Source organism: Lysobacter silvisoli, assembly GCF_003382365.1.
Lineage (GTDB): Bacteria > Pseudomonadota > Gammaproteobacteria > Xanthomonadales > Xanthomonadaceae > Lysobacter > Lysobacter silvisoli.
In genome coordinates, this window is record NZ_QTSU01000004.1 from 1 (window position 1) to 19294 (window position 19294).

At 70.9% G+C, this 19294-nt stretch carries 19 protein-coding genes; 7 read left to right on the plus strand and 12 right to left on the minus strand.

The window, feature by feature from the left end; translation table 11 throughout:
• Nucleotides 1–359 precede the first annotated feature (359 nt).
• Nucleotides 360–827 carry a DUF192 domain-containing protein gene (locus DX914_RS17745; protein ID WP_115861296.1) on the plus strand — a complete coding sequence of 156 codons (468 nt, stop codon included), beginning with the start codon at nucleotides 360–362 and terminating at the stop codon, nucleotides 825–827.
• Between the two features lie 10 nt (nucleotides 828–837).
• Here DX914_RS17745 and DX914_RS17750 read toward each other — a convergent pair whose 3' ends face one another.
• A complete protein-coding gene (locus tag DX914_RS17750) occupies nucleotides 838–1029 on the minus strand; it encodes a rubredoxin (protein WP_115861298.1) in 192 nt (63 codons plus the stop codon).
• A 69-nt stretch (nucleotides 1030–1098) separates the two neighbouring features.
• Here DX914_RS17750 and thiE point away from each other — a divergent pair, with 69 nt between their 5' ends.
• Nucleotides 1099–1761, plus strand: a complete 663-nt coding sequence (gene thiE, locus DX914_RS17755; RefSeq protein ID WP_115861300.1) for a thiamine phosphate synthase — start codon at nucleotides 1099–1101, stop codon at nucleotides 1759–1761.
• Complete coding sequence (hemL, locus tag DX914_RS17760) at nucleotides 1754–3037, plus strand: glutamate-1-semialdehyde 2,1-aminomutase (RefSeq protein WP_115861302.1); 1284 nt, start codon at nucleotides 1754–1756, stop codon at nucleotides 3035–3037. Before thiE ends, hemL begins: the two co-directional genes overlap by 8 nt.
• A 30-nt stretch (nucleotides 3038–3067) precedes the next feature.
• Here hemL and DX914_RS17765 read toward each other — a convergent pair whose 3' ends face one another.
• From DX914_RS17765 to DX914_RS17785, 5 genes are all read right to left on the minus strand, one after another.
• Nucleotides 3068–3496, minus strand: a complete 429-nt coding sequence (locus tag DX914_RS17765; RefSeq protein WP_115861304.1) for an HIT family protein — start codon at nucleotides 3494–3496, stop codon at nucleotides 3068–3070.
• Nucleotides 3493–4713: an acetylornithine/succinyldiaminopimelate transaminase gene (locus DX914_RS17770; protein ID WP_115861306.1), complete on the minus strand. Its 1221-nt coding sequence runs from the start codon at nucleotides 4711–4713 to the stop codon at nucleotides 3493–3495. Before DX914_RS17770 ends, DX914_RS17765 begins: the two co-directional genes overlap by 4 nt.
• 79 nt (nucleotides 4714–4792) lie before the next feature.
• Nucleotides 4793–5890 carry a glutathionylspermidine synthase family protein gene (locus DX914_RS17775; protein WP_115861308.1) on the minus strand — a complete coding sequence of 366 codons (1098 nt, stop codon included), beginning with the start codon at nucleotides 5888–5890 and terminating at the stop codon, nucleotides 4793–4795.
• A gap of 9 nt (nucleotides 5891–5899) precedes the next feature.
• On the minus strand, nucleotides 5900–6337 hold the full coding sequence (locus DX914_RS17780; RefSeq protein WP_115861310.1) for a hypothetical protein: 438 nt from the start codon (nucleotides 6335–6337) through the stop codon (nucleotides 5900–5902).
• A 3-nt stretch (nucleotides 6338–6340) separates the two neighbouring features.
• Nucleotides 6341–6739, minus strand: a complete 399-nt coding sequence (locus DX914_RS17785) for a DUF350 domain-containing protein (RefSeq protein ID WP_115861312.1) — start codon at nucleotides 6737–6739, stop codon at nucleotides 6341–6343.
• A gap of 162 nt (nucleotides 6740–6901) precedes the next feature.
• Between DX914_RS17785 and DX914_RS17790 the strand changes: the two genes are divergently transcribed.
• A complete protein-coding gene (locus DX914_RS17790; RefSeq protein ID WP_196778958.1) occupies nucleotides 6902–8491 on the plus strand; it encodes a M20/M25/M40 family metallo-hydrolase in 1590 nt (529 codons plus the stop codon).
• 49 nt (nucleotides 8492–8540) lie between these two features.
• Here DX914_RS17790 and DX914_RS17795 read toward each other — a convergent pair whose 3' ends face one another.
• Nucleotides 8541–9353 (minus strand): SDR family oxidoreductase, encoded by an 813-nt coding sequence (locus DX914_RS17795; protein WP_115861314.1) that lies wholly within the window; start codon nucleotides 9351–9353, stop codon nucleotides 8541–8543.
• A 204-nt stretch (nucleotides 9354–9557) separates the two neighbouring features.
• On the minus strand, nucleotides 9558–10232 hold the full coding sequence (locus DX914_RS17800; protein ID WP_231118323.1) for a protein kinase family protein: 675 nt from the start codon (nucleotides 10230–10232) through the stop codon (nucleotides 9558–9560).
• A 145-nt stretch (nucleotides 10233–10377) separates the two neighbouring features.
• Here DX914_RS17800 and DX914_RS17805 point away from each other — a divergent pair, with 145 nt between their 5' ends.
• Nucleotides 10378–12387, plus strand: coding sequence for a bifunctional DedA family/phosphatase PAP2 family protein (locus DX914_RS17805; protein WP_115861315.1), 2010 nt, complete (start codon nucleotides 10378–10380; stop codon nucleotides 12385–12387).
• A 403-nt stretch (nucleotides 12388–12790) separates the two neighbouring features.
• On the opposite strand, the gene DX914_RS17810 is transcribed toward DX914_RS17805, so the two are convergent.
• The 4 genes from DX914_RS17810 to DX914_RS17825 all read right to left on the minus strand — a co-directional run bounded on the left by DX914_RS17810 (nucleotide 12791) and on the right by DX914_RS17825 (nucleotide 16892).
• On the minus strand, nucleotides 12791–13378 hold the full coding sequence (locus DX914_RS17810) for an LON peptidase substrate-binding domain-containing protein (protein ID WP_115861316.1): 588 nt from the start codon (nucleotides 13376–13378) through the stop codon (nucleotides 12791–12793).
• Between the two features lie 34 nt (nucleotides 13379–13412).
• The gene (locus DX914_RS17815) at nucleotides 13413–13784 is read right to left on the minus strand and encodes a helix-turn-helix domain-containing protein (protein ID WP_115861318.1); all 372 of its coding nucleotides are present in this window, start codon (nucleotides 13782–13784) and stop codon (nucleotides 13413–13415) included.
• A gap of 785 nt (nucleotides 13785–14569) precedes the next feature.
• Complete coding sequence (mpl, locus tag DX914_RS17820; RefSeq protein WP_231118332.1) at nucleotides 14570–15931, minus strand: UDP-N-acetylmuramate:L-alanyl-gamma-D-glutamyl-meso-diaminopimelate ligase; 1362 nt, start codon at nucleotides 15929–15931, stop codon at nucleotides 14570–14572.
• 382 nt (nucleotides 15932–16313) lie between these two features.
• Nucleotides 16314–16892 (minus strand): adenylate kinase, encoded by a 579-nt coding sequence (locus DX914_RS17825; RefSeq protein WP_115861320.1) that lies wholly within the window; start codon nucleotides 16890–16892, stop codon nucleotides 16314–16316.
• Between the two features lie 158 nt (nucleotides 16893–17050).
• Between DX914_RS17825 and DX914_RS17830 the strand changes: the two genes are divergently transcribed.
• Both DX914_RS17830 and DX914_RS17835 read left to right on the plus strand, forming a co-directional pair.
• Nucleotides 17051–18307 (plus strand): 6-phosphofructokinase, encoded by a 1257-nt coding sequence (locus DX914_RS17830; protein ID WP_115861322.1) that lies wholly within the window; start codon nucleotides 17051–17053, stop codon nucleotides 18305–18307.
• Nucleotides 18308–18309: 2 nt separating this feature from the next.
• Nucleotides 18310–19158 carry a helix-turn-helix domain-containing protein gene (locus DX914_RS17835; protein WP_115861324.1) on the plus strand — a complete coding sequence of 283 codons (849 nt, stop codon included), beginning with the start codon at nucleotides 18310–18312 and terminating at the stop codon, nucleotides 19156–19158.
• The last annotated feature ends 136 nt before the right edge of the window (nucleotides 19159–19294 follow it).

Below are 19294 nucleotides of genomic sequence, written 5' to 3' on the forward strand. Positions count from 1 at the left end.
GTTACGAACGTCTGCTGATGGACAACGCCACCGGCCAGACGCCCGCACAAGTCACCTGCGCACACTGTCAAAGATCAAGGAAACCGGCCTCAGCGCCTCGTTTCCGCCTCGTCACCAAAGTGCCCGAGGGAGCCGCACACTATACAGCAGATTTCGCGTCCGTCAACACCTTGCGAAACCTTTTTTGCTGCCTCCCCGCCGGTCCGTTCAGCCCCTCGAGGGCGTCCCGATCAGCGGGGCGCGCATTGTGCACAGCCCTGGCTGAATTGGGAAGGGGGTGGGCGAAAATTTTTCGACTTGACCGCCGCGCCGGCCTGGCCGAAGGTCGCCGCACCCTGACGGAACAAGGAAAACGCCCGATGTCCACGCTACGCCTGCTGGTCGCCTGCTGCGGCCTGGCCCTGTCCGGCTGCGCCGCCGGCGCCGATCCCTGGGTGGAACTGGCCGGCCAGCGCTATGCGGTGGAGGTCGCCGACGACGAGGACGAGCGGCAGATGGGCCTGATGTTCCGCGAGGAAATGGGCCTGGACCGCGGCATGCTGTTCATCCACGACGCCGAGGAGCCGCAGGCGTACTGGATGAAGAACACCAAGATCCCGCTGGACATCCTGTACTTCGACAGCCAACGCAAGCTGGTGTCGCAGCAGCGCGACGTGCCGCCGTGCTCGGCCGGCGACCGCTGCCCGCCCTACCCCAGCCACGAACCGGCGCGCTATGTGCTGGAACTCAATGCAGGCCAGGCGGCCAAGCTGAAGCTGACCGACGGCATGGTGCTGAACTTCGGCCCGGGCATCGGCGCCGGGTCCGAAGGCGCGCCCAAGCCCTGAGGCGCAGGCCTCAGACCGCCATCATCTCGAAGTCGTCCTTGGTCACGCCGCAGTCGGGGCAGGTCCAGGTGTCGGGCACGTCCTGCCAGCGGGTGCCGGGGGCGATGCCCTCTTCCGGCAGGCCGGTGGCCTCGTCGTAGATGAAGCCACACACGACGCACATCCAGGTGCGGAATTCGGTGGCGACGGCGGTCTCGGGCATATCGGCGGATAATGCGCTTCCTGCGGGACGCGCATTGTCCCACCCCCGCCGCCCCCATGGAAGCGCCCGATGAACCCGTCCTGGCCGCGCCGCGGCGTCTACGCCATCACCCCCGACGAATCCGACGACGCCCGCCTGCTGGCGCGGGTGGATACGGTGCTGGGTGCGGGCGCGGCCTGGCTGCAGTACCGCAACAAGGCCGCCGACCCGGCCGCGCGCGAGCGTCAGGCGCGGGCGCTGCTGCCGCTGTGCCGGCGCTTCGGCGTCCCGCTGATCGTCAACGACGACTGGCGCCTGGCCGCGGCGATCGGCGCCGATGGCGCGCACCTGGGCGAGGACGACGGCGAGCTGGCCGCGGCGCGGGCGGCGCTGGGCGCGCAGGCGATCCTGGGCGCGTCCTGCTACGACCGCATCGAACTGGCGCAGGCGGCGGTGGCCGCCGGCGCCGACTACGTCGCCTTCGGCGCGTTCTTTCCCTCGCCGACCAAACCGCAGGCGCGCCGCGCCGCGCCGGCCCTGCTGCAGGCCGCAGCCGCGCTGGACGTGCCGCGGGTGGCGATCGGCGGAATCACGCCGGACAATGCGCGGCCGCTGGTGGCCGCCGGCGCCGACTTGCTGGCGGTGATCAGCGGCGTGTTCGACGCGCCCGATCCGGCCGCCGCCACGCGCGCCTATGCCGCGCTGTACCAAACCCCTTACTCACCCCAAGACGCCCCGCACGCCCATGAATAACGCCCGTTCGCACGCCCTGTTCACCCGCGCTTCCGAGCTGCTGCCCGGCGGCGTGAACTCGCCGGTGCGCGCGTTCAAATCGGTGGGCGGCGAGCCCTTCTTCGCCCAACGCGCCGAAGGCGCTTATCTGTACGACGTGGACGGCAACCGCTACGTCGACTATGTGGGTTCCTGGGGTCCGATGATCGCCGGCCACGCCCACCCGCAGGTGCTCGACGCGGTGGCGCGGACCATGCGCGACGGCCTGAGCTTCGGCGTGCCCAACGCGCTGGAAGTGGAGATGGCCGAGGCGATCACCCGTATCGTGCCCAGCTGCCAGATGGTGCGCATGGTCAACTCCGGCACCGAGGCCACGCTGTCGGCGATCCGGGTGGCGCGCGGCGCGACCGGGCGCACGCGCATCGTCAAGTTCGAGGGCTGCTACCACGGCCACGGCGACAGCTTCCTGGTCAAGGCCGGCAGCGGCGTGATGACCCTGGGCTTGCCGAATTCGCCGGGCGTGCCCTCGGCGCTGGCCGACCTGACCCTGACCCTGCCCTACAACGACTTCGACGCGGCCACGCGGCTGTTCGACGAAGTGGGCGGACAGATCGCCGGCCTGATCATCGAACCCATCGTCGGCAACGCCAACTGCATCCTGCCGCGCCCGGGCTACCTGCAGCACCTGCGCGAGCTGTGCACCAAGCACGGCGCGCTGCTGATCTTCGACGAGGTGATGACCGGTTTCCGCGTGGCCCTGGGCGGCGCGCAGCAGCTGTACGGGATCGAGCCGGACCTGAGCACGTTCGGCAAGATCATCGGCGGCGGCATGCCGGTGGGCGCCTACGGCGGCCGCCGCGAACTGATGAGCCAGGTGGCGCCGGCGGGCCCGATCTATCAGGCCGGCACGCTCAGCGGCAATCCGGTGGCGATGGCCGCGGGCCTGGCCACGCTGGAGCTGATCCAGGCGCCGGGCTTCCACGCCGACCTGGAACACCGCACCCACGCGCTGTGCGACGGGCTGGAAGCGGCCGCGCGCGCGGCCGGCATCGCCTTCACCACCACCCGCGCGCCGGCCATGTTCGGCCTGTATTTCCGCGAGGGGCCGGTGCAGACCTTCGAAGACGCCAAGGCCTCGGATGCGGCGCGCTTCAACCGCTTCTTCCACGCCATGCTCGAGCGTGGCGTGTACCTGGCACCGTCGGCGTTCGAGGCCGGCTTCGTGTCCAGCGCGCATGGCGAGGCGGAGATCGCGCAGACCCTGGAAGCGGCGCGCGCGAGTTTCGCGCTGCTGTAAGCCGCGCCGGGGAACTACGCTGCCGCGGCGTCAGGCCGCGGACAGGCGTGCGGCGATGGTGTGGGCGAGCGCGTCCAGCGTCGCGCGATCGGTGGGGGCCGGAACGCCACTGGGGTACACATCGAGCAGGCCGTCGCCATGACGGCGCGGATGCACGTGCAGATGCACGTGCGGCACCTCCTGGCCGCCGGCTTCGCCGTTGGACTGCCACAGGTTGAGGCCGTCGGGCACGCCATCGGCGGCCAGGGCCTTGGCGATGCGCACCGCCAGCGCCATCAGGTGCGCGGCGGTGGCTTCGTCCAGCGCGTAGAGGTCGGGCACGTGGGTGCGCGGCACCACCAGCACATGGCCGGGAATGGCTTGTCGCAGATCCAGGAACGCGATGGCGATATCGTCCTGATGCACGATCGCGGCCGGCGCTGCGCCGGCCACGATGGCGCAGAAGACGCAGCCGCTCATCGGCTCAGGAACGCGGCCAGCGCCGCGCGCAGGCGCGCCATGCCTTCGTCTCGGTCGGCGTCGCTGAGGTTCAGCGCGGGCACGAAGCGCAGCACGTCGGGGCCGGCCTGCAGCAACAGCAGGCCGTGGTCGATGCAGCGGTCGAGGATCTCGCCGGCCTTGCCGGCGTGCTCGGGGCGCAGCTGCGCGCCCAGCATCAGGCCGCGGCCGCGCACTTCGGAAAACAGCGCGAACTCGGCGTCGAGCGCGGCGATGCCGGCGCGCAGCGCGTCGGACTGGCGGCGCACGTTGGCCAGCAGTTCGGGCGAGGACAACTCGCGCAATGCGGCGTTGGCCACGGCGGCGGCGAGCGGATTGCCGCCGAAGGTGGTGCCGTGGGCGCCGAACTGCATGGTCTGTGCGGCGCGCGCGCCGACCAGGGTCGCGCCGATCGGGAAGCCGCTGCCCAGGGCCTTGGCCAGGGTGACCACGTCGGGCACGACGCCGTAGCCGTGGCAGGCGAACAGGTGCCCGCTGCGGCCCATGCCGCACTGGATCTCGTCCAGCACCAGCAGCGCGTCGTGGCGGTCGCACAGCGCGCGCAGGCCCTGCAGGAATTCGTCGCTGGCCGGGGTCACACCGCCCTCGCCCTGCACCGGTTCGACCAGCACCGCACAGACCGTGCCGTCGGCCATGGCCGCTTCGGCCGCGGCCAGGTCGTTGAAGTCGCTGTAGCGGAAGCCCGGCGGCAGCGGCTCGAAACCTTCGTGGTACTTGGGCTGGGCGGTGGCGGTGACCGCGGCCAGGGTGCGGCCGTGGAAGCTGCCGCGGAAACTGAGGATCACCCGGCGCTCGGGCGCGCGGCCCTGCGCGGCGGCCCACTTGCGCACCAGCTTGATCGCCGCTTCGTTGGCCTCGGCGCCGGAGTTGCAGAAGAACACGCGCTCGGCGAAGCCGGAGGCCTCGACCAGGGCTGCGGCCAGGCGCAGCGGCGGCTCGCTGACGAACACGTTGCTGGTGTGCCAGAGCTTGCCGGCCTGCTCGGTCAGCGCGGCGATCAGCGCCGGGTGGGCGTGGCCCAGCGCGTTGACCGCGATGCCGGCGCCGAAGTCCACGTACTCGCGGCCGTCGCGGTCCCAGACGCGGGCGCCCTGGCCGCGCTCGAGCACGATCCGGCGCGGGCGGTAGACGGGCAGGTAGTAGCGTTCGGACAAGGCGAACAGCTCGGCGGTATTCATGGGCGGTGTCGGCGCTGCGGTGACGGGAGGAAACCGCGATTGTCGCGCATTCCGGCCGCCCGCGCGGCGGCGCCGCGGCTCAGTCGAAGCAGTGCGGCACGAAGCGGCTGGTGTTGCGGGTCACCGGGCCGTCGTCCTCGCGCACGCCCAGGCCGGCGGCACGGTCGCCCACGACCCAGGCGCCGAGCACGGCGTGGCCGCCGATGCCCGAGTACAGCGGCGCATAGGCCTGATACACGGTTTCGCCGGTGCCCAGGGCCTGGCCGCGCTCGAAGATGCGCACGTCCTCGCCTTCGCGGCCGAAACGCGGCTTGGCGACCACGGCGCCGTCGATGTCGCCGGGGTCGTGGGAGGCCGGCAGCAGGTTCGGGTGGCCGGGGAACAGCCGCCACAGCAGCGGCAGCAACGACTTGTTCGACAGCAGTTGCTTCCAGGCCGGCTCGATCCAGCGCGTGGGCGCGCTGGGCAGGTGTTCGGCGAAGGCTTCCTGCAGCATCCACTCCCAGGGATAGAGCTTGAACAACTGCTCGATCGGGCGTTCGTCCAGGTCGACGTAGCGCTGCGCATGCCAGCCAATGTCGGCGATGTCGAGCAGGCGCGTGGCGAAACCGGCCTGGGCGCAGGTGTCGCGCAGGTAGTCGACGGTGACGCGGTCCTCCGGCGCTTCCAGGCAGCCGGCGAAATGCACGGTGGCGTGCGCGGGCAGCACCTGCGGCCAGCGCTCGACCAGGCGTTCGTGGATCAGGTTGAACTGATCGCTGCCGACACGCGTGTCTTCCAACCAGTACCACTGCACCACCGCAGCCTCGAACAGCGAGGTGGGGGTGTCGGCGTTGTACTCCAGCAGTTTGGGCTCGCCGTAGCCGTCGTAGGCCAGGTCGAAGCGACCGTAGACCGCCGGTTCGCGCGCACGCCAGGAGCGTTCGATCAAGGTGGCGGCGGCGGCATCCAGGCCCAGCTGCGCGTAGTCGCCGCGCTCGACCACGTGCGCGGCGGCCTCCAGGCACAGCTGATGCAACTCGCCCGTCGCGGCCTCGATGCGGTCGATCTGACGGCTGTCGAAGCGATAGCAGGCGTCGTCGACCCAGTAGGCGCCGTCCAGCGAGTGGAAGTCGAAGCCCAGCGCTTCGACGCGGGCGCGCCAGTCGGCGCGCGGCGGGCAGGCGATGCGGCGCATGGTGCCGTCTTAAGAGCGCGCCGAGCGGGTGGCGCCGGTGCCGCCGAAGCCACCGCGGTAGCCGCGCTGCTGGGTCGGCGCGCGGTACTCGGGATCGCCGCTGTAGTAGCGGCCGCCACCGTAGTAGGTGCTGCGGTAGCTGCTGCGGCAGCGGTTACCGCTGTCGGCGTCGCGCGGGTCCTGGGCGTTCTGCGGATACCAGGGGCCGACCCAACGGCCGTCCTCGTAGGTGCAGCGGTCGCGGTAGTCGCATTCGCAGCTATAGCGGTCGGCGTAGCCGCCGCGCACCATCTTTTCGGCGGTGGCGTCGCGCACGAAGGGGTAGCCGATCAATGCCGCCGCACCCAACCACAGCAGCGGCACCTCCAGCGAGCGCTTGCGCTTGGGTTTGCCGGGGCGGGTGATGGTGGGCGACGCGCCGAGGCCGGACTTTTTCTGCTTGGTCATCGCTCAGTAGGTCATCGCGGCGGCGTTGATCAGGCCCACGCTCAGGTGCAGCGTGGCCGAGAGCACAGCGGCGCTCTGTTCGCCGCGTTCGATCCGCGCCGGGAAGCCGGGCAGCAACCAGCGCACCAGGCCGTGGGCGATGGCCTGCGCCAGCAGCGCGACCGCGCCCCACAGCGCCAGATCCAGGGTGCTCACGCTGTGCGCCATGGCGCTGGCCAGCGGCAGGCAGAAGCCGAGCAAGGCGCCGGCCAGGGCGGTGGCCGCGGCGAGGTTGCCGTCGCGGATCAGCTGCAGTTCGCGGTGCGGAGTGAGCTGCAGATACAGCGCCAGGAACAGCGCCACATAGCCCAGGCCGATGGCGAAATAGCCGGCAAACGCCGGCAGCCCTTGCAAGTACGTCATCCCCATTCCCATAACGGCTCCGGGTACGTCCCGGCGAGCGCGCCCACCTTAGCCGTGCGCCAAGGGCGGGACAAGCACGGCGCGCACTGTGCGCTGCGTCATGCGGCGAGCCGGTGCGCTCGCGCAGAATCGCAGGACTTATCGCCAGGGAACTCCACGCTCATGAGACTGCCGCGCCGCTCGCCGTTGTCCTGCCTGCTGTCCGCCCTGCTGTTGGCCGCACCGGCCGCGGCGGCGCCGCCGCCGAAGATCGTCATCACCGAAACCGCCGCCTTCGATGCGACCTCGGTGCCGGCCTATACCGGCGATTACGCCGACGTCTACGCCTATCTGGACGCGCACAGCGCGCAGAACCTGGCGCAGCTGCAGCGCTGGGTGCGGCAGCCTTCGATCAGTGCGCAGAACAAGGGCGTGAAGGAGATGGCCGAGCTGCTGCGCGCCGACCTGCAGGGGCTGGGCTTCCGCGACACCGCGCTGGTGCCCACCTCCGGCCATCCCGGCGTGTACGGCTATTACGACGCCGGCGCCGAGCACACCCTGGTGGTGTACATGATGTACGACGTGCAGCCGATCGAGCCCACCGGCTGGAAGGTGGACGCGTTCAAGGGCGAGCTGGTGGACGAGCCCGGCCTGGGCAAGGTGCTGATGGCGCGCGGCGCCACCAACCAGAAGGGCCCGCAACGCGCCTTCCTCAACGCGCTGGAGGCGATGATCAAGGTGCGCGGCAAGCCCCCGGTGAACCTGATCGTGCTGGCCGAGGGCGAAGAAGAACTGGGCTCGCCGCACTACCCGGAGGTGGTGGCCAAGTACGAGGCGCAGCTGCGCAAGGCCGACGGCGTGTTCTTCCCGATGAATACCCAGGGCCGCGACGGCCAGGCCAGCATGTTCCTGGGGGTGAAGGGCATCCTGTATTTCGAGCTGGAAGCGCGCGGCAACGACAAGACCGGCGGCTCGCAGAAGAGCGAAGTGCACGGCTCGATGGCGGCCACGCTGGATTCGCCAACCTGGCGTTTGGTGCAGGCGCTGTCCACCCTGACCACCGCCGACGGCGAGATCGCGGTGCCCGGCTACCGCGACGCGATCCGCCCGCCCAACGCCGAGGAGCAGCGCTTGTACAACGGCCTGATCGGCAAGCGCGAGCAGGACGCGGCCAAGACCTTGCAGGTGCTGGGCGCCTCGCGCTGGAAGAACGGGCGCAGCGTGCGCGAGGCGGTGGCCTCGGAGCTGTTCGACACCACGCTCAACATCGACGGCCTGGTCGCCGGCTACACCGGCGAGGGCGTCAAGACCATCCTGCCGCACCGCGCGGTGGCCAAGGTCGATTCGCGCCTGGTGCCGAACCAGACGCCGGAGCAGGCGCTGGCGCTGATCCGCAAGCAGCTCGACGCCCAGGGTTTCGACGACATCGAAGTGCGCCAGCTGTCGGGCTACCCGCCGGCGCAGACCTCGGTGGACGCGCCGCTGTCGCGCGCGGCGCTGGGCACCTACCGCAAGTACGGGCTGACCCCGACCATCGCGCCGCGCATCGCCGGCAGCGCGCCCTACTACGTGTTCACCCAGACCCTGGGCCTGCCGATGATTTCCGGCGGCCTGGGCCACGGCAGCGGCGCGCACGCGCCCAACGAATACATGGTGGTGCAGCCGCAGGCCGATTCGAAGATCGCCAGCCTGGCCCAGGCCGAGCGCTTCTACGTCGACCTGCTGTATGCCTTGTCGGATGCGTTGAAGCAGGCGCCGGCGAAGGGCAAGTAACAGCGAGCGACACAGGGTGCGGTGCGACGCACCCTGTGCCGCGTTGCGATCACAGAAACAGGTCGGGCAGCAGCGGCTGGCTCGGGTCGACGGCGTAGCGGCTGAAATCGCTCACGCCCTGCGCCGAGAGCACGTCCTCGTCGATCAGGAAGCGGCCGTAGTAGCCCTGCGCGGGCTGGGTCAGCACCGCGTGGGCGGCGTCGGCGACGATGTCCGGGGTGCGGCAGCGCTCGCCCTGCACGCCGGGGATCATGTTGATCGCATCGGTGGCGATCACCGTGCGCGGCCACAGCGCGTTGACCGCCACGCCCTGCGGACCGAACTCGGCGGCCAGGCCCAGGGTGACGAAGCTCATGCCCATCTTGGCCAGGGTGTAGCCGGTGTGCGGGCCCCACCACTTGGGCTCCAGGCTGGGCGGCGGCGCCAGGGTCAGGATGTGCGGGTTGGGCGCCTGCAGCAGGTGCGGCAGGCAGGCCTGCGCGCATAGGAAGCTGCCGCGCGCGTTGACCTGCTGCATCAGGTCGAAGCGCTTCATCGGCGTGTCCAGCGCGCCGCGCAGCCAGATCGCGCTGGCGTTGTTGACCAGGATGTCGATGCCGCCGAAGGCGTCGACGGTGGCCGCGACCGAAGCCCGTACGTCGTCTTCCTCGCGGATGTCGCACTTCAGCGCCAGGGCCCGGCCGCCGGCGGCTTCGATTTCGGCGGCCACGCTGTGGATGGTGCCGGGCAGCTTGGGATTGGCGACCGCGGACTTGGCGGCCACGGCCACGTTGGCGCCGTCGCGCGCGGCGCGCAGGGCGATGGCGCGGCCGATGCCGCGCGAGGCGCCGGTGATGAAGAGGGTCTTGCCGGACAGGGACATGGGTAAGTCCGTTGGAGGAGGGTAACGGCGCTCATCCTAATCGGATTGGCGATGGCGCAACGCTGCCGTCAGGGCCGCGAAGGCGGACTGCGTTTCGCTGCGGCGCAGCCGAACATCGGCCAAGCGGCCGGGCCGCGCGCTGAAGTCCCTGGATTCCCGCCTTCGCGGGAATGACGGCAAGAGCGCGACGGCCCGAGTCGAACTTCAGGGCTTGGGCCCCTGCCCCTCGTTGTCTTCCCAATGCAGGATGCGCCGGGTGACGAAGCGGTACACCGGCTTGCCGGTGGCGAACCAGGCCTCGCGCAGCCAGGAGCGGCGCTTGAGCACGCGCCGTTCCACCGGGGTCAGCGCCTGCGGGCAGTAGGTGCGCTTGTGCTTGAGCAAGTGGCGCAGATCCTCGCGCGCGAGCAGGCGCATCCAGCGCGAGCGCGGGTGGCCGCGCACGGCGAGCTGGAAATCGATCAGCGCCGGCGAACCGTCGGTCAGCACCAGCCAGTTGGCTTCCTTGGCCAGGTCGTTATGGGCCACGCCGCCGCGGTGCAGTTGCTGCAGCAGCCGGCGCGCATCGCGGAAATAGGCCACATCGCCGTGCGGCGGGCGCTGGTACATGGCCGCGCCGTCCAGGTAACTGCGGTCCAGTCGGCGGCCGTCCCAGCGCAGCAGCTGCGGCGCGGCCAGGCCGCTCACGCAGGCCAGCGCGCGCGCCTCGCGCCGCGCCAGCCACCAGGCCGGCAGGCGCAGCCACCAGGGCACGTGGGCCAGGTCGCGGCGCACGAACAGGCGCTCGCCTTCGCGCATCAGGGCGATGCGGCCGAAGCTGTCGGCCTTGAGCGCGGCCACTTCGACGGCGGCGGGGGTGTCGTAATCGGAGATGGGCAAGGCCGGGCTGCACGCAGGAGGTCAGTGGGGCACCGCGACAAGAACCGCGGTGTCAACTGTCATCGCTGCAGTGTAACGGCGCAACCCCTTGCGCCTCACGAATCTTTAGTGCCGAACCCCAATCCCGGTTCCCTATAATCGGCCCATGGATTCTGCCTGGCTCGAAAGCGCGACCGCATGGATCGCGGCGAACCCCACCGCCGCTGGCGCGGTGATCTTCCTGATCGCGTTCTGCGACGCCCTGATCCTGGTGGGCATCGTGGTGCCGGCGCTGCCGCTGCTGTTCGCGGTGGGCGCGCTGGTGGGCCTGGGCCACATCAGCGGGCCGTATGCGCTGGCCTGCGCGGCGCTGGGCGCCTTCGCCGGCGACGGACTCAGTTACTGGGTGGGCTACCGCTGGGGCCCGCAGTTGCGCCAGCGCTGGCCGTTCTCGCGCTACCCGCAATGGCTGGACCGGGGCGAGCAGTTGTTCCGCCGCCACGGCAGCAAGAGCATCGTGATCGCGCGCTTCGTCGGCGCGGTGCGCCCGTTCGTGCCGGCCATCGCCGGCATGCTGCGCATGCCCATGCGCCGTTACGCACTGCCCAGCCTGCTGGCCTGCGTAGCCTGGGCCGCGGCCTTCCTGGCGCCGGGCTGGGTGCTGGGCGCGTCTTACGAGGCGGTGGCTGCGGTGGCCGACCGCCTGGCCCTGGTGCTGGGCGGCCTGCTCGCCGCGGTGGCCCTGGTCTACGCCTGCGTGCTCTACACCTGGCGCTGGTTCGCCGCGCACGCCAACAACCTGCTCGCGCGCGCGCTGCGCTGGACCCGGCGGCACCCGCGCATGGGCCGCTACGCCGAGGCGCTGATCGACCCGAACCGGCCCGAATCGGCTTCGCTGGCGCTGCTGGCGGTGTGCCTGCTCGGCATCAGCTGGGTCTGGTTCACCCTGCTGGCCTCGCTGCTGGCCAGCGGCGGCCCGCTGCAACTGGACCACAGCATCCACGAGCTGATGTGGAGCCTGCGCAATCCGCTCGCCGACCGGCTGATGGCCGGGCTGGCCACGCTGGGCGAGGCCGCGGTGCTGGCGCCGGCGGCGCTGGTCGCGCTGGGCTATCTGCTGTGGCGGCGGCGCTGGATGGCGGCCGCGCACTGGGTCGCGGCGATCGTGTTCGGCCTGGCGCTGACCTCGCTGCTGGAAGCGGCCATCGACATGCCGCGCCCGCCGACCGCGCCGGCCGGCTTCGGCTTCCCCTCGGTCGCGGTCACCATGACCACGATCGTGTTCGGCTTCTTCGCGGTGCTGATCGCGCGCGAGCTGCCCGGCCGCCAACGCGTGTGGCCCTACCTGTTGGCCGGCGTGGTCACCACCGTGGTCGGCTTCGCCCGCTTGTACCTGGGCGCGCACTGGCCCAGCGATCTGGTCGGCGGCACCTTGTTCGGCATCGTCTGGCTGCTGGTGCTGGGCATCGCCTACCGCCGCCACGTGTCGCGTTCGTTCTGGATGCGGCCCTTGGCCGTGCTGTTCTACGGCAGCTTCGCCGCCGCCGCGATCTGGCACGCGCCGCGCTCGGCCGACGAGTTGCTGGCCAAGTTCGCCGCGGTCGCGCCCACGCGGGTGCTGGCGGCCGACGACTGGTGGAGCCGCGACTGGGCCACCCTGCCCCAGCATCGCAACGAACGCGACCTGCGCCGGCGCTGGCCGCTGGACCTGCAGGTGGCCGGCCCGCTGGAGCCGCTGCGCGCCGCGCTGCAGGCGCAGGGCTGGCGCGCGCAGCCGCAGGCCGATTGGCTGGCCACGATCGCCCTGCTCGACGACGACATGCCGGCGCAGGAGCAGGCGGTGCTGCCGGCTACGCTGGACGCGCAGGCCGAAGCGCTGCTGCTGCTGCGCCCCGGCGAAACGCCCGACGAGCAGTACGCGCTGCGGCTGTGGCCGGCGCCGGCGACCCTGGACGACGGCACGCCGCTGTGGCTGGGCACGGCCCAGGTGCTGAAGCTCAACAAGCCCCTGGACGCGGCGGCGCTGTGGCTGCCCAGCGCCGCCGACGACGCGCGCGCGCATGCGGCCGCGGCGCGCGCGTTGGCGGGCTTCGGCGGCGTGGAGGCGCAGGGCTTCGGCGGGACGCCGGTGCTGCGGTTGCGGACGCAGCCGGCGGGCGGGGAGTTGCCTAGGTAGCTCTTGGCAAAAAGAGGCCAGACGTCGCTGCCGCTTGTCTTGCCCCTTTGGAAAAGGGGGATTGAGGGGGATTTGCTGTTGGCGCCGCGAAGCAACGGCAACAGCAAAAGCAAATCCCCCGTCGTCCGCTACGCGGACGCCCGCCCCCTTTGTCGAAGGGGGCTAGCAGAGCACCGCCCGTCGTCGCCGCCGCTTGTCTTCCCCCTTTGGAAAAGGGGGATTGAGGGGGATTTGCTGTTGGCGCCACGGAGCAACGGCAACTGCAAAAGCAAATCCCCCGTCGTCCGCTGCGCGGACGCCCGCCCCCTTTGTCAAAGGGGGCTAGCGGAGCACAGCCCGGTCGCCGCCGCCTGTCTTCCCCCTTTGGAAAAGGGGGATCGAGGGGGATTTGCTTTACGCCCCGCTAACGCAGCAGAGTCAGCAGCCGGTCCATGCGCCGCTCCGGCTCGTCCAGCTGCAGCAACGCCTGGCGTTCGGCGTGCTGCAGCGGCAGCAGTTCGGCCAGGCGCCAGCCGACCCAGGCCGCGTCGTCCAACTGCGCCTGCGGCGCCTTGGCGTGTTCGCCGCCGAAGCGGTCCAGCAGTTGCTGCAACAGCACCGACAGCAGGCCGTGCTCGGGGCGCACCGGCTGCTCGGGATCGGGCGCGCACCACTCCACATCGGCCATCTGCAGGCCGTTGTCGCGCACGCGCACGCGGCGCACGTGGAAGCGGCGGGCGCCGCGCACGCGCAGGGTCAGCAGGCCGTCGCTGCTGGCGCCGAAATCCTCGATCACGGCCTCGGTGCCGAACGCGGCCGCCGAGGCGGGCGCGCCGACTTCCTCGCCGTCCAGGATCAGGCACACGCCGAAGCCGCGGCCGCGGCGGCCGCATTCGCGCACCAGGTCCAGGTAACGCGGCTCGAACACGCGCAGGCTCAGCGACGCGCCCGGCACCAGCACGGTGTGCAGGGGAAACAGCCCGAGCGATTCGGCGTCGGCGGCGATGGACATGCCGGCAGTGTAAGGCGGCCGGCGCCGCCGCGGCTCAGTGCGCGTCCAGCAGTTCGAGCAGGGCGCGGCGCTTCTTGCGGGTGAGCCGGCGGACCAGGCCGACCAGATGCAGTTCGTCCGGGTCGCCGTACTTGCCGGGCTCTTCGCGCACCGACAGCGACTCGCCCTGCAAGGTGCCGCGGCCGGTGGCCAGCCATTCCAGGCTCACGTTCTGCTGCTCGGCGATGCTGATGATGCGGGTCAGTTCGGGCAGGGTCAGGCCGGTGAGCCATTTGCGCGCGGTTTCGCGGCTGACGTTGTAGCGCAGCGCCAGGGCGCCGGTACGGGCACGGCCTTTGGGGAAACCGGAGTAGTCCAGGACTTGCTGGAGGCGTTGCGCGAAATCTTCGTGCGGAGTACTGCGCATTCGGGGCGCCCGGGCGTCCTGTCAGGGGCTGATGGGGGCCCTCGGTGGGAAGCCGCGGGCCGTTGTTACGCAACCGATTGTTGCGCAGCGGTCCTTGAGATATGGCTCTTTCAATGTGTCTTGGATGGCTATTTGGGCTTGCCTAATTGGAAAGGTATTTCTGCTGGAGCTTTCGTTTCGGGGCCGTGGTTTGTGGCACACAACATACATATTTTAGGCACTTCATGAACCCGAAGGGCGTTTGCGGGACGGGGAAGGGGTGGCGGCCGGACGGGTCGGCACAGCGGTGGAAAGCCGGCGCCTTTGGCAATCTGAAGTTGGCTTTCGCCAGTGGGCGAGCGCGGCTGCGATGCCGACAGGGGCATTTCCGTTCAGGCGCAAGCCGTCCCTCGCCTCGCGATGCGCCTGCTTTGGGGTAGGAGCGGCATGAGCCGCGACCGCGCACCCGCAATCACGTCGAACGCCATGGCGTCGCCCTGCAGGAGCGGCGCGAGCCGCGACCGCGCCCCTTCGGCTACGGCGATTGCTCGGTGGCTGTGTGAGACGAAGTAAGGACTTCGCTTTCGTAGGCGGCTTCGGAGGACGCTTTAGGGACCGCGTATGCAGCATGGGCGCGGAGATCAAGAGCATTCGCGCTGCGCGCTCATCCCCTCACCCTAACCACGCCCCGGCCCGACCTCATAGCGGTCGGGCGTTCGGTGCAGCGCGAGCCAATGGCTCGCAAGCGCCGCCCCTCACCCCGCAAGCGGGAGAGGGAAAACGAAGGCTCAGCCGCGGAGCGGCGATCAGGCTTCGCCGCGCAGCGCCGCCAGGAAGCGCCGCGGAGCGGCGTCGAAGCCGCCGTTGGACATGAAGACCACGTGGTCGCCGGAGCGCACGCGGCTGCGCAGCGCGCCGATCAGCTGTTCGACGTCGGCGGCGGTGACGCCTTCGCCGCGCAGGCCGGCGACGACCTTGCCCGCGTCCCAGGACAGCTCGGGGCGGTGCAGGAACACCACGGTGTCGGCGCCGTCCAGCGACGGCGCCAAGGCGTCGGCGTGCGCGCCCAGGCGCATGGAATTGCTGCGCGGCTCCATGGCCACCACGATGCGCGCATCGCCGACCTTGGCGCGCAGGCCGGCCAGGGTGGTGGCGATGGCGGTGGGATGGTGGGCGAAGTCGTCGTAGACGGTGATGCCGTCGGCCTGGCCGATCACTTCCAGGCGGCGCTTGACGCTGCGGAAGTTCGCCAGCGCCGGCAGCACCGCGGCCACGTCCACGCCCACCGCGTGGGCGGCGGCGAGCGCGGCCAGCGCGTTCATCACGTTGTGCCGGCCCAGCAGCGGCCAGCGCGCTTCGCCGATCTGGCGGCCTTCGTGCAGCACCACGAAGGCGCTGCCGTCGGCGGCGAGCAGGCGCGCGCTCCAGGTGTAGGCCGCGCCCTCGCGCGCGGGCGCCTGCGCGGCCGCGGAGTCCAGGCCGAAGGTCTCCACCGGCGTCCAGCAGCCCATCGCCAGCACCTTGGCCAGGTGCGCGTCCTCGCCGTTGACGATCAGGCGGCCGCGGCGCGGCACGGTGCGCACCAGATGGTGGAACTGGCGCTCGATCGCGGCCACGTCGGGGAAGATGTCGGCGTGGTCGTATTCGAGGTTGTTGAGGATGGCGACCAGCGGGCGGTAGTGGACGAACTTGCTGCGCTTGTCGAAGAACGCGGTGTCGTATTCGTCGGCCTCGACCACGAACTCGCGACCCTGGCCGATACGCGCGGAGGCGCCGAAGTCCTCGGCCACGCCGCCGATCAGGAAGCCTGGCTGGCGGCCGGCCGCTTCCAGCAGCCAGGTCAGGATGCTGGTGGTCGTGGTCTTGCCGTGGGTGCCGGCCACGGCCAGGGTGTCGCGGCCGGGCAGCACCCTTTCGGACAGCCACTGCGCGCCGGAGTTGTACTTGCGGCCCTCGTCCAGCACCTGCTCGACCGCGTCGTTGCCGCGCGAGAGCGCATTGCCGATCACGATCTCGTCGCAGTCGGCGGAAATGTGCTCGGGCCGGTAGCCCTGCTGCAGGACGATGCCCAGGCGTTCGAGCTGGGTCGACATGGGCGGGTACACCGCCTGGTCGCTGCCTTCGACCTCATGGCCCAGTTCGCGCGCGAGCGCGGCGACGCCGCCCATGAAGGTGCCGGCGATGCCCAAAATATGAAGCTTCAAGATCCGAAATTCCCGATAAGACAGCGCAAGTTCGACGGAGCGACTCCCGCACGGCACCGACTCCCCCCCTCCCGCTTGCGGGAGAGGGCAAGGGGTGAGGGCACGCGACAATCGGCATACGACGCAAGCTCAACCTTCAGCGCCGCGCCTCCGAAACTCGCGCCGTAACCCGGGATTCGCGTGCCCTCACCCCAACCCTCTCCCGCAAGCGGGAGAGGGAGCGAAAACTCGCGTGCCCTCACCCCAACCCTCTCCCGCAAGCGGGAGAGGGAGCGAAAACTCGTGTGCCTCACCCCAAGCCTCTCCCGCAAGCGGGAGAGGGAGCAAAGCGCAAGCGGATACGGAATCAGCCCACCACCGGCGCCGGCGACAGCGCCTCGATCAAACGCGTGAACACGTCGTCCAGCGAGCCCACGCCGTCGACCACGGTCAGGCGGCCGTGCTGGCGGTAGTACTCGATCACCGGCGCGGTCACGTCGTCGTAGACCTTCAGACGGGTGCGCACGGCTTCGGGGCTGTCGTCCTTGCGGCCCTGCTCGGCGGCGCGGCCGGCGATGCGGGTGACCAGCAGGTCGGTCGGCACTTCCAGCTGCACGGCGTAGTCCATGGGCTGGCCGATCCGCTTCAGCAGCGCGTCCAGCGCATCGGCCTGGGCCAGGTTGCGCGGGTAGCCGTCGAGGATGAAACCGCCGGCGGTGTCCGGGCGCGAGAAACGGTCTTCCAGCATGCCCAGCAGGATCTCGTCGCTGACCAGGTTGCCGGCGTCCATCACCGCCTTGGCTTCCAGGCCCAGCTTGGTGCCGGCGGCCACTTCGCCGCGCAGCAGATCGCCGGTGGAAATGTGCGGCACCTGCAGGTGGTCCTTGAGTCGCGCTGCCTGCGTGCCCTTGCCGGAACCGGGCGCGCCCAGAAGTACCAATCGCATCTACATCGCTCCTAGAACAAGAATTTCGCCGCGCCCGGCGCCTGGGGCGCCCCGGACCTCGGGCCGGCGGAGCGGCGCTACACTGCGGCCATCTCCCACCGCCGGGCGGCAATAATGCGGCCAGCTTACCGCATCCCGGCGTCAAACTCGGAAGCGCCATGGCCTCTGGAACCCTGCTGTACGCTCAATCGGGCGGTGTGACCGCCGTCATCAATGCCACCGCCTCGGCGGTCATCGAAACCGCCCGCGCCCGCAAGGTCAAGGTGCTGGCGGCCCGCAACGGCATCCTGGGCGCCCTGCGCGAGGAGCTGATCGACACCAGCAAGGAGCCGCTGTCGGCGATCCGGGCCCTGGCCCATACCCCGGGCGGGGCCTTCGGTTCCTGCCGGGTCAAGCTGAAATCGCTGGAGGCCGACCGCGCCCGCTACGAGCGCCTGCTGGCCGTGCTCAAGGCCCACGACGTGCGCTGGTTCCTTTACAACGGCGGCAATGACTCGGCCGACACCGCGCTCAAGGTCTCGCGCCTGGCGGCCGAATTCGGCTACCCGCTGACCTGCATCGGCGTGCCCAAGACGGTGGACAACGACCTGGCCGTGACCGACTGCTGCCCGGGCTTCGGTTCGGCGGCCAAGTACACCGCGGTGTCGGTGCGCGAGGCCGCGCTGGACGTGGCGGCGATGGCCGAAACCTCGACCAAGGTCTTCGTCTACGAGGCCATGGGCCGCCACGCCGGCTGGCTGGCCGCGGCCGCCGGCCTGGCCGGCGACGGCGCCGATGCGGCGCCGCACCTGATCCTGTTCCCGGAGCGGCCGTTCGACGAGGCCGATTTCTTCGCCAAGGTGCGGGCCACGGTCGAACGCGTGGGCTATTGCGTGGTGGTGGCCAGCGAGGGCATCCAGACCGCCGACGGCCGCTTCGTCGCCGATGCCGGCGGCGGCCAGGACTCCTTCGGCCATACCCAGTTGGGCGGCGTGGCCTCGCACCTGGCCGGCCGGGTCAAGGACGCGCTGGGCTACAAGGTGCACTGGACCCTGCCCGACTACCTGCAGCGCTCGGCCCGGCACCTGGCCTCCAAGACCGACCTGGAGCAGGCGCGCGCGGTCGGCAAGGCCGCGGTGGAACTGGCCCTGCAAGGCCGCAACGCGGTGATGCCGGTGATCGTGCGCGCTTCGGACGCGCCCTACCGCTGGAAGATCGAGGCCGCGCCGCTGGACAAGGTCGCCAACCACGAAAAGAAGATGCCGGCCGGCTTCATCCGCAGGGACGGCTACGGCATCACCGCGGCCGCGCGCCGCTACCTGGAGCCGCTGATCCGCGGCGAGGCGCCGCCGCCCTACGGCCGCGACGGCCTGCCCAAGTACGTGACCCTGAAGAACGTGGCGGTGAAGCCCAAGCTGCCGCCGTTCGCGGCCTGAGCATGAGCGCCGGCGCGCCGCTGCTGCCGGACCTGCGCCCCTGGATCAACACGGTCTGGGTCTGCGCCAAGCCCGATGCGGCGCCCGCGCATGCGCGCGAGCGCTCCCTGCCCAGCGGCGCGCTGCATCTGGCGGTGCGCCTGGACGGGCCGCCGCTGCGCACCTACGCCGATGCCGGCGATCGCACGGGCCGCGCGCATGCGCCGGCCGTGCTCGCCGGCGCGCGCGGCGGCTACAGCATCAAGGACACCGCGCACCCGGCCGCTTCGGTGGGCGCGGTGCTGCGGCCGGGGGCGAGCCTGGCGCTGTTCGGCGTGGCCGCTTCGGAACTGGAAGGCCGCCATGTCGATCTGGATCTGGTCTGCGGCGTCGGCGCGACCGACGAGCTCTACGAACGCTTGGCCGCCGAGCGCGATCCGCTGCGCCGGCAGTGCGCGTTCGAGCACTGGCTGCACGCGCGGTTGCGGCCGCCGCGCGGCCTGGATCCGCAGATCGTGCGGGCGGTGCGCTCGTTGCAGCGCGCGCCGGTGTCGCTGCGCGACGACGACGAGCGCCGCATCGCCGCGCTCGCGCGCGACAGCGGCCGCAGCCACCGCCGCTTCATCGCCGGCTTCCACGAGCTGGCCGGCCTGACTCCGAAGCGCTATGCGCGCGTGCAACGCTTCAAGCGCCTGCTGCAGGCGCTGGGCGCGACGCCGCGCCCGGCCTGGGCGCAGCTGGCGCTGGATTCGGGCTACTGCGACCAGTCGCATCTGATCCGCGAGTTCCGCGCCTTCGCCGGGGTGAGCCCGCGCGAGTATCTGGCGGCCCGGGCGGTGTCGGCGCATCACTTGCCGGTGGAGCGGGTGTAGCCGTTGTAGGAGCGGCGTGAGCCGCGACCGCGGAGCCGCCGGTCGCGTCGCAAGCGAGTGTCGCGGTCGCGGCTTGCGCCGCTCCTACCGTTGGAAGCGAGGGATAGGCGCGGATTGGGAGCGAACGGGTAAATTT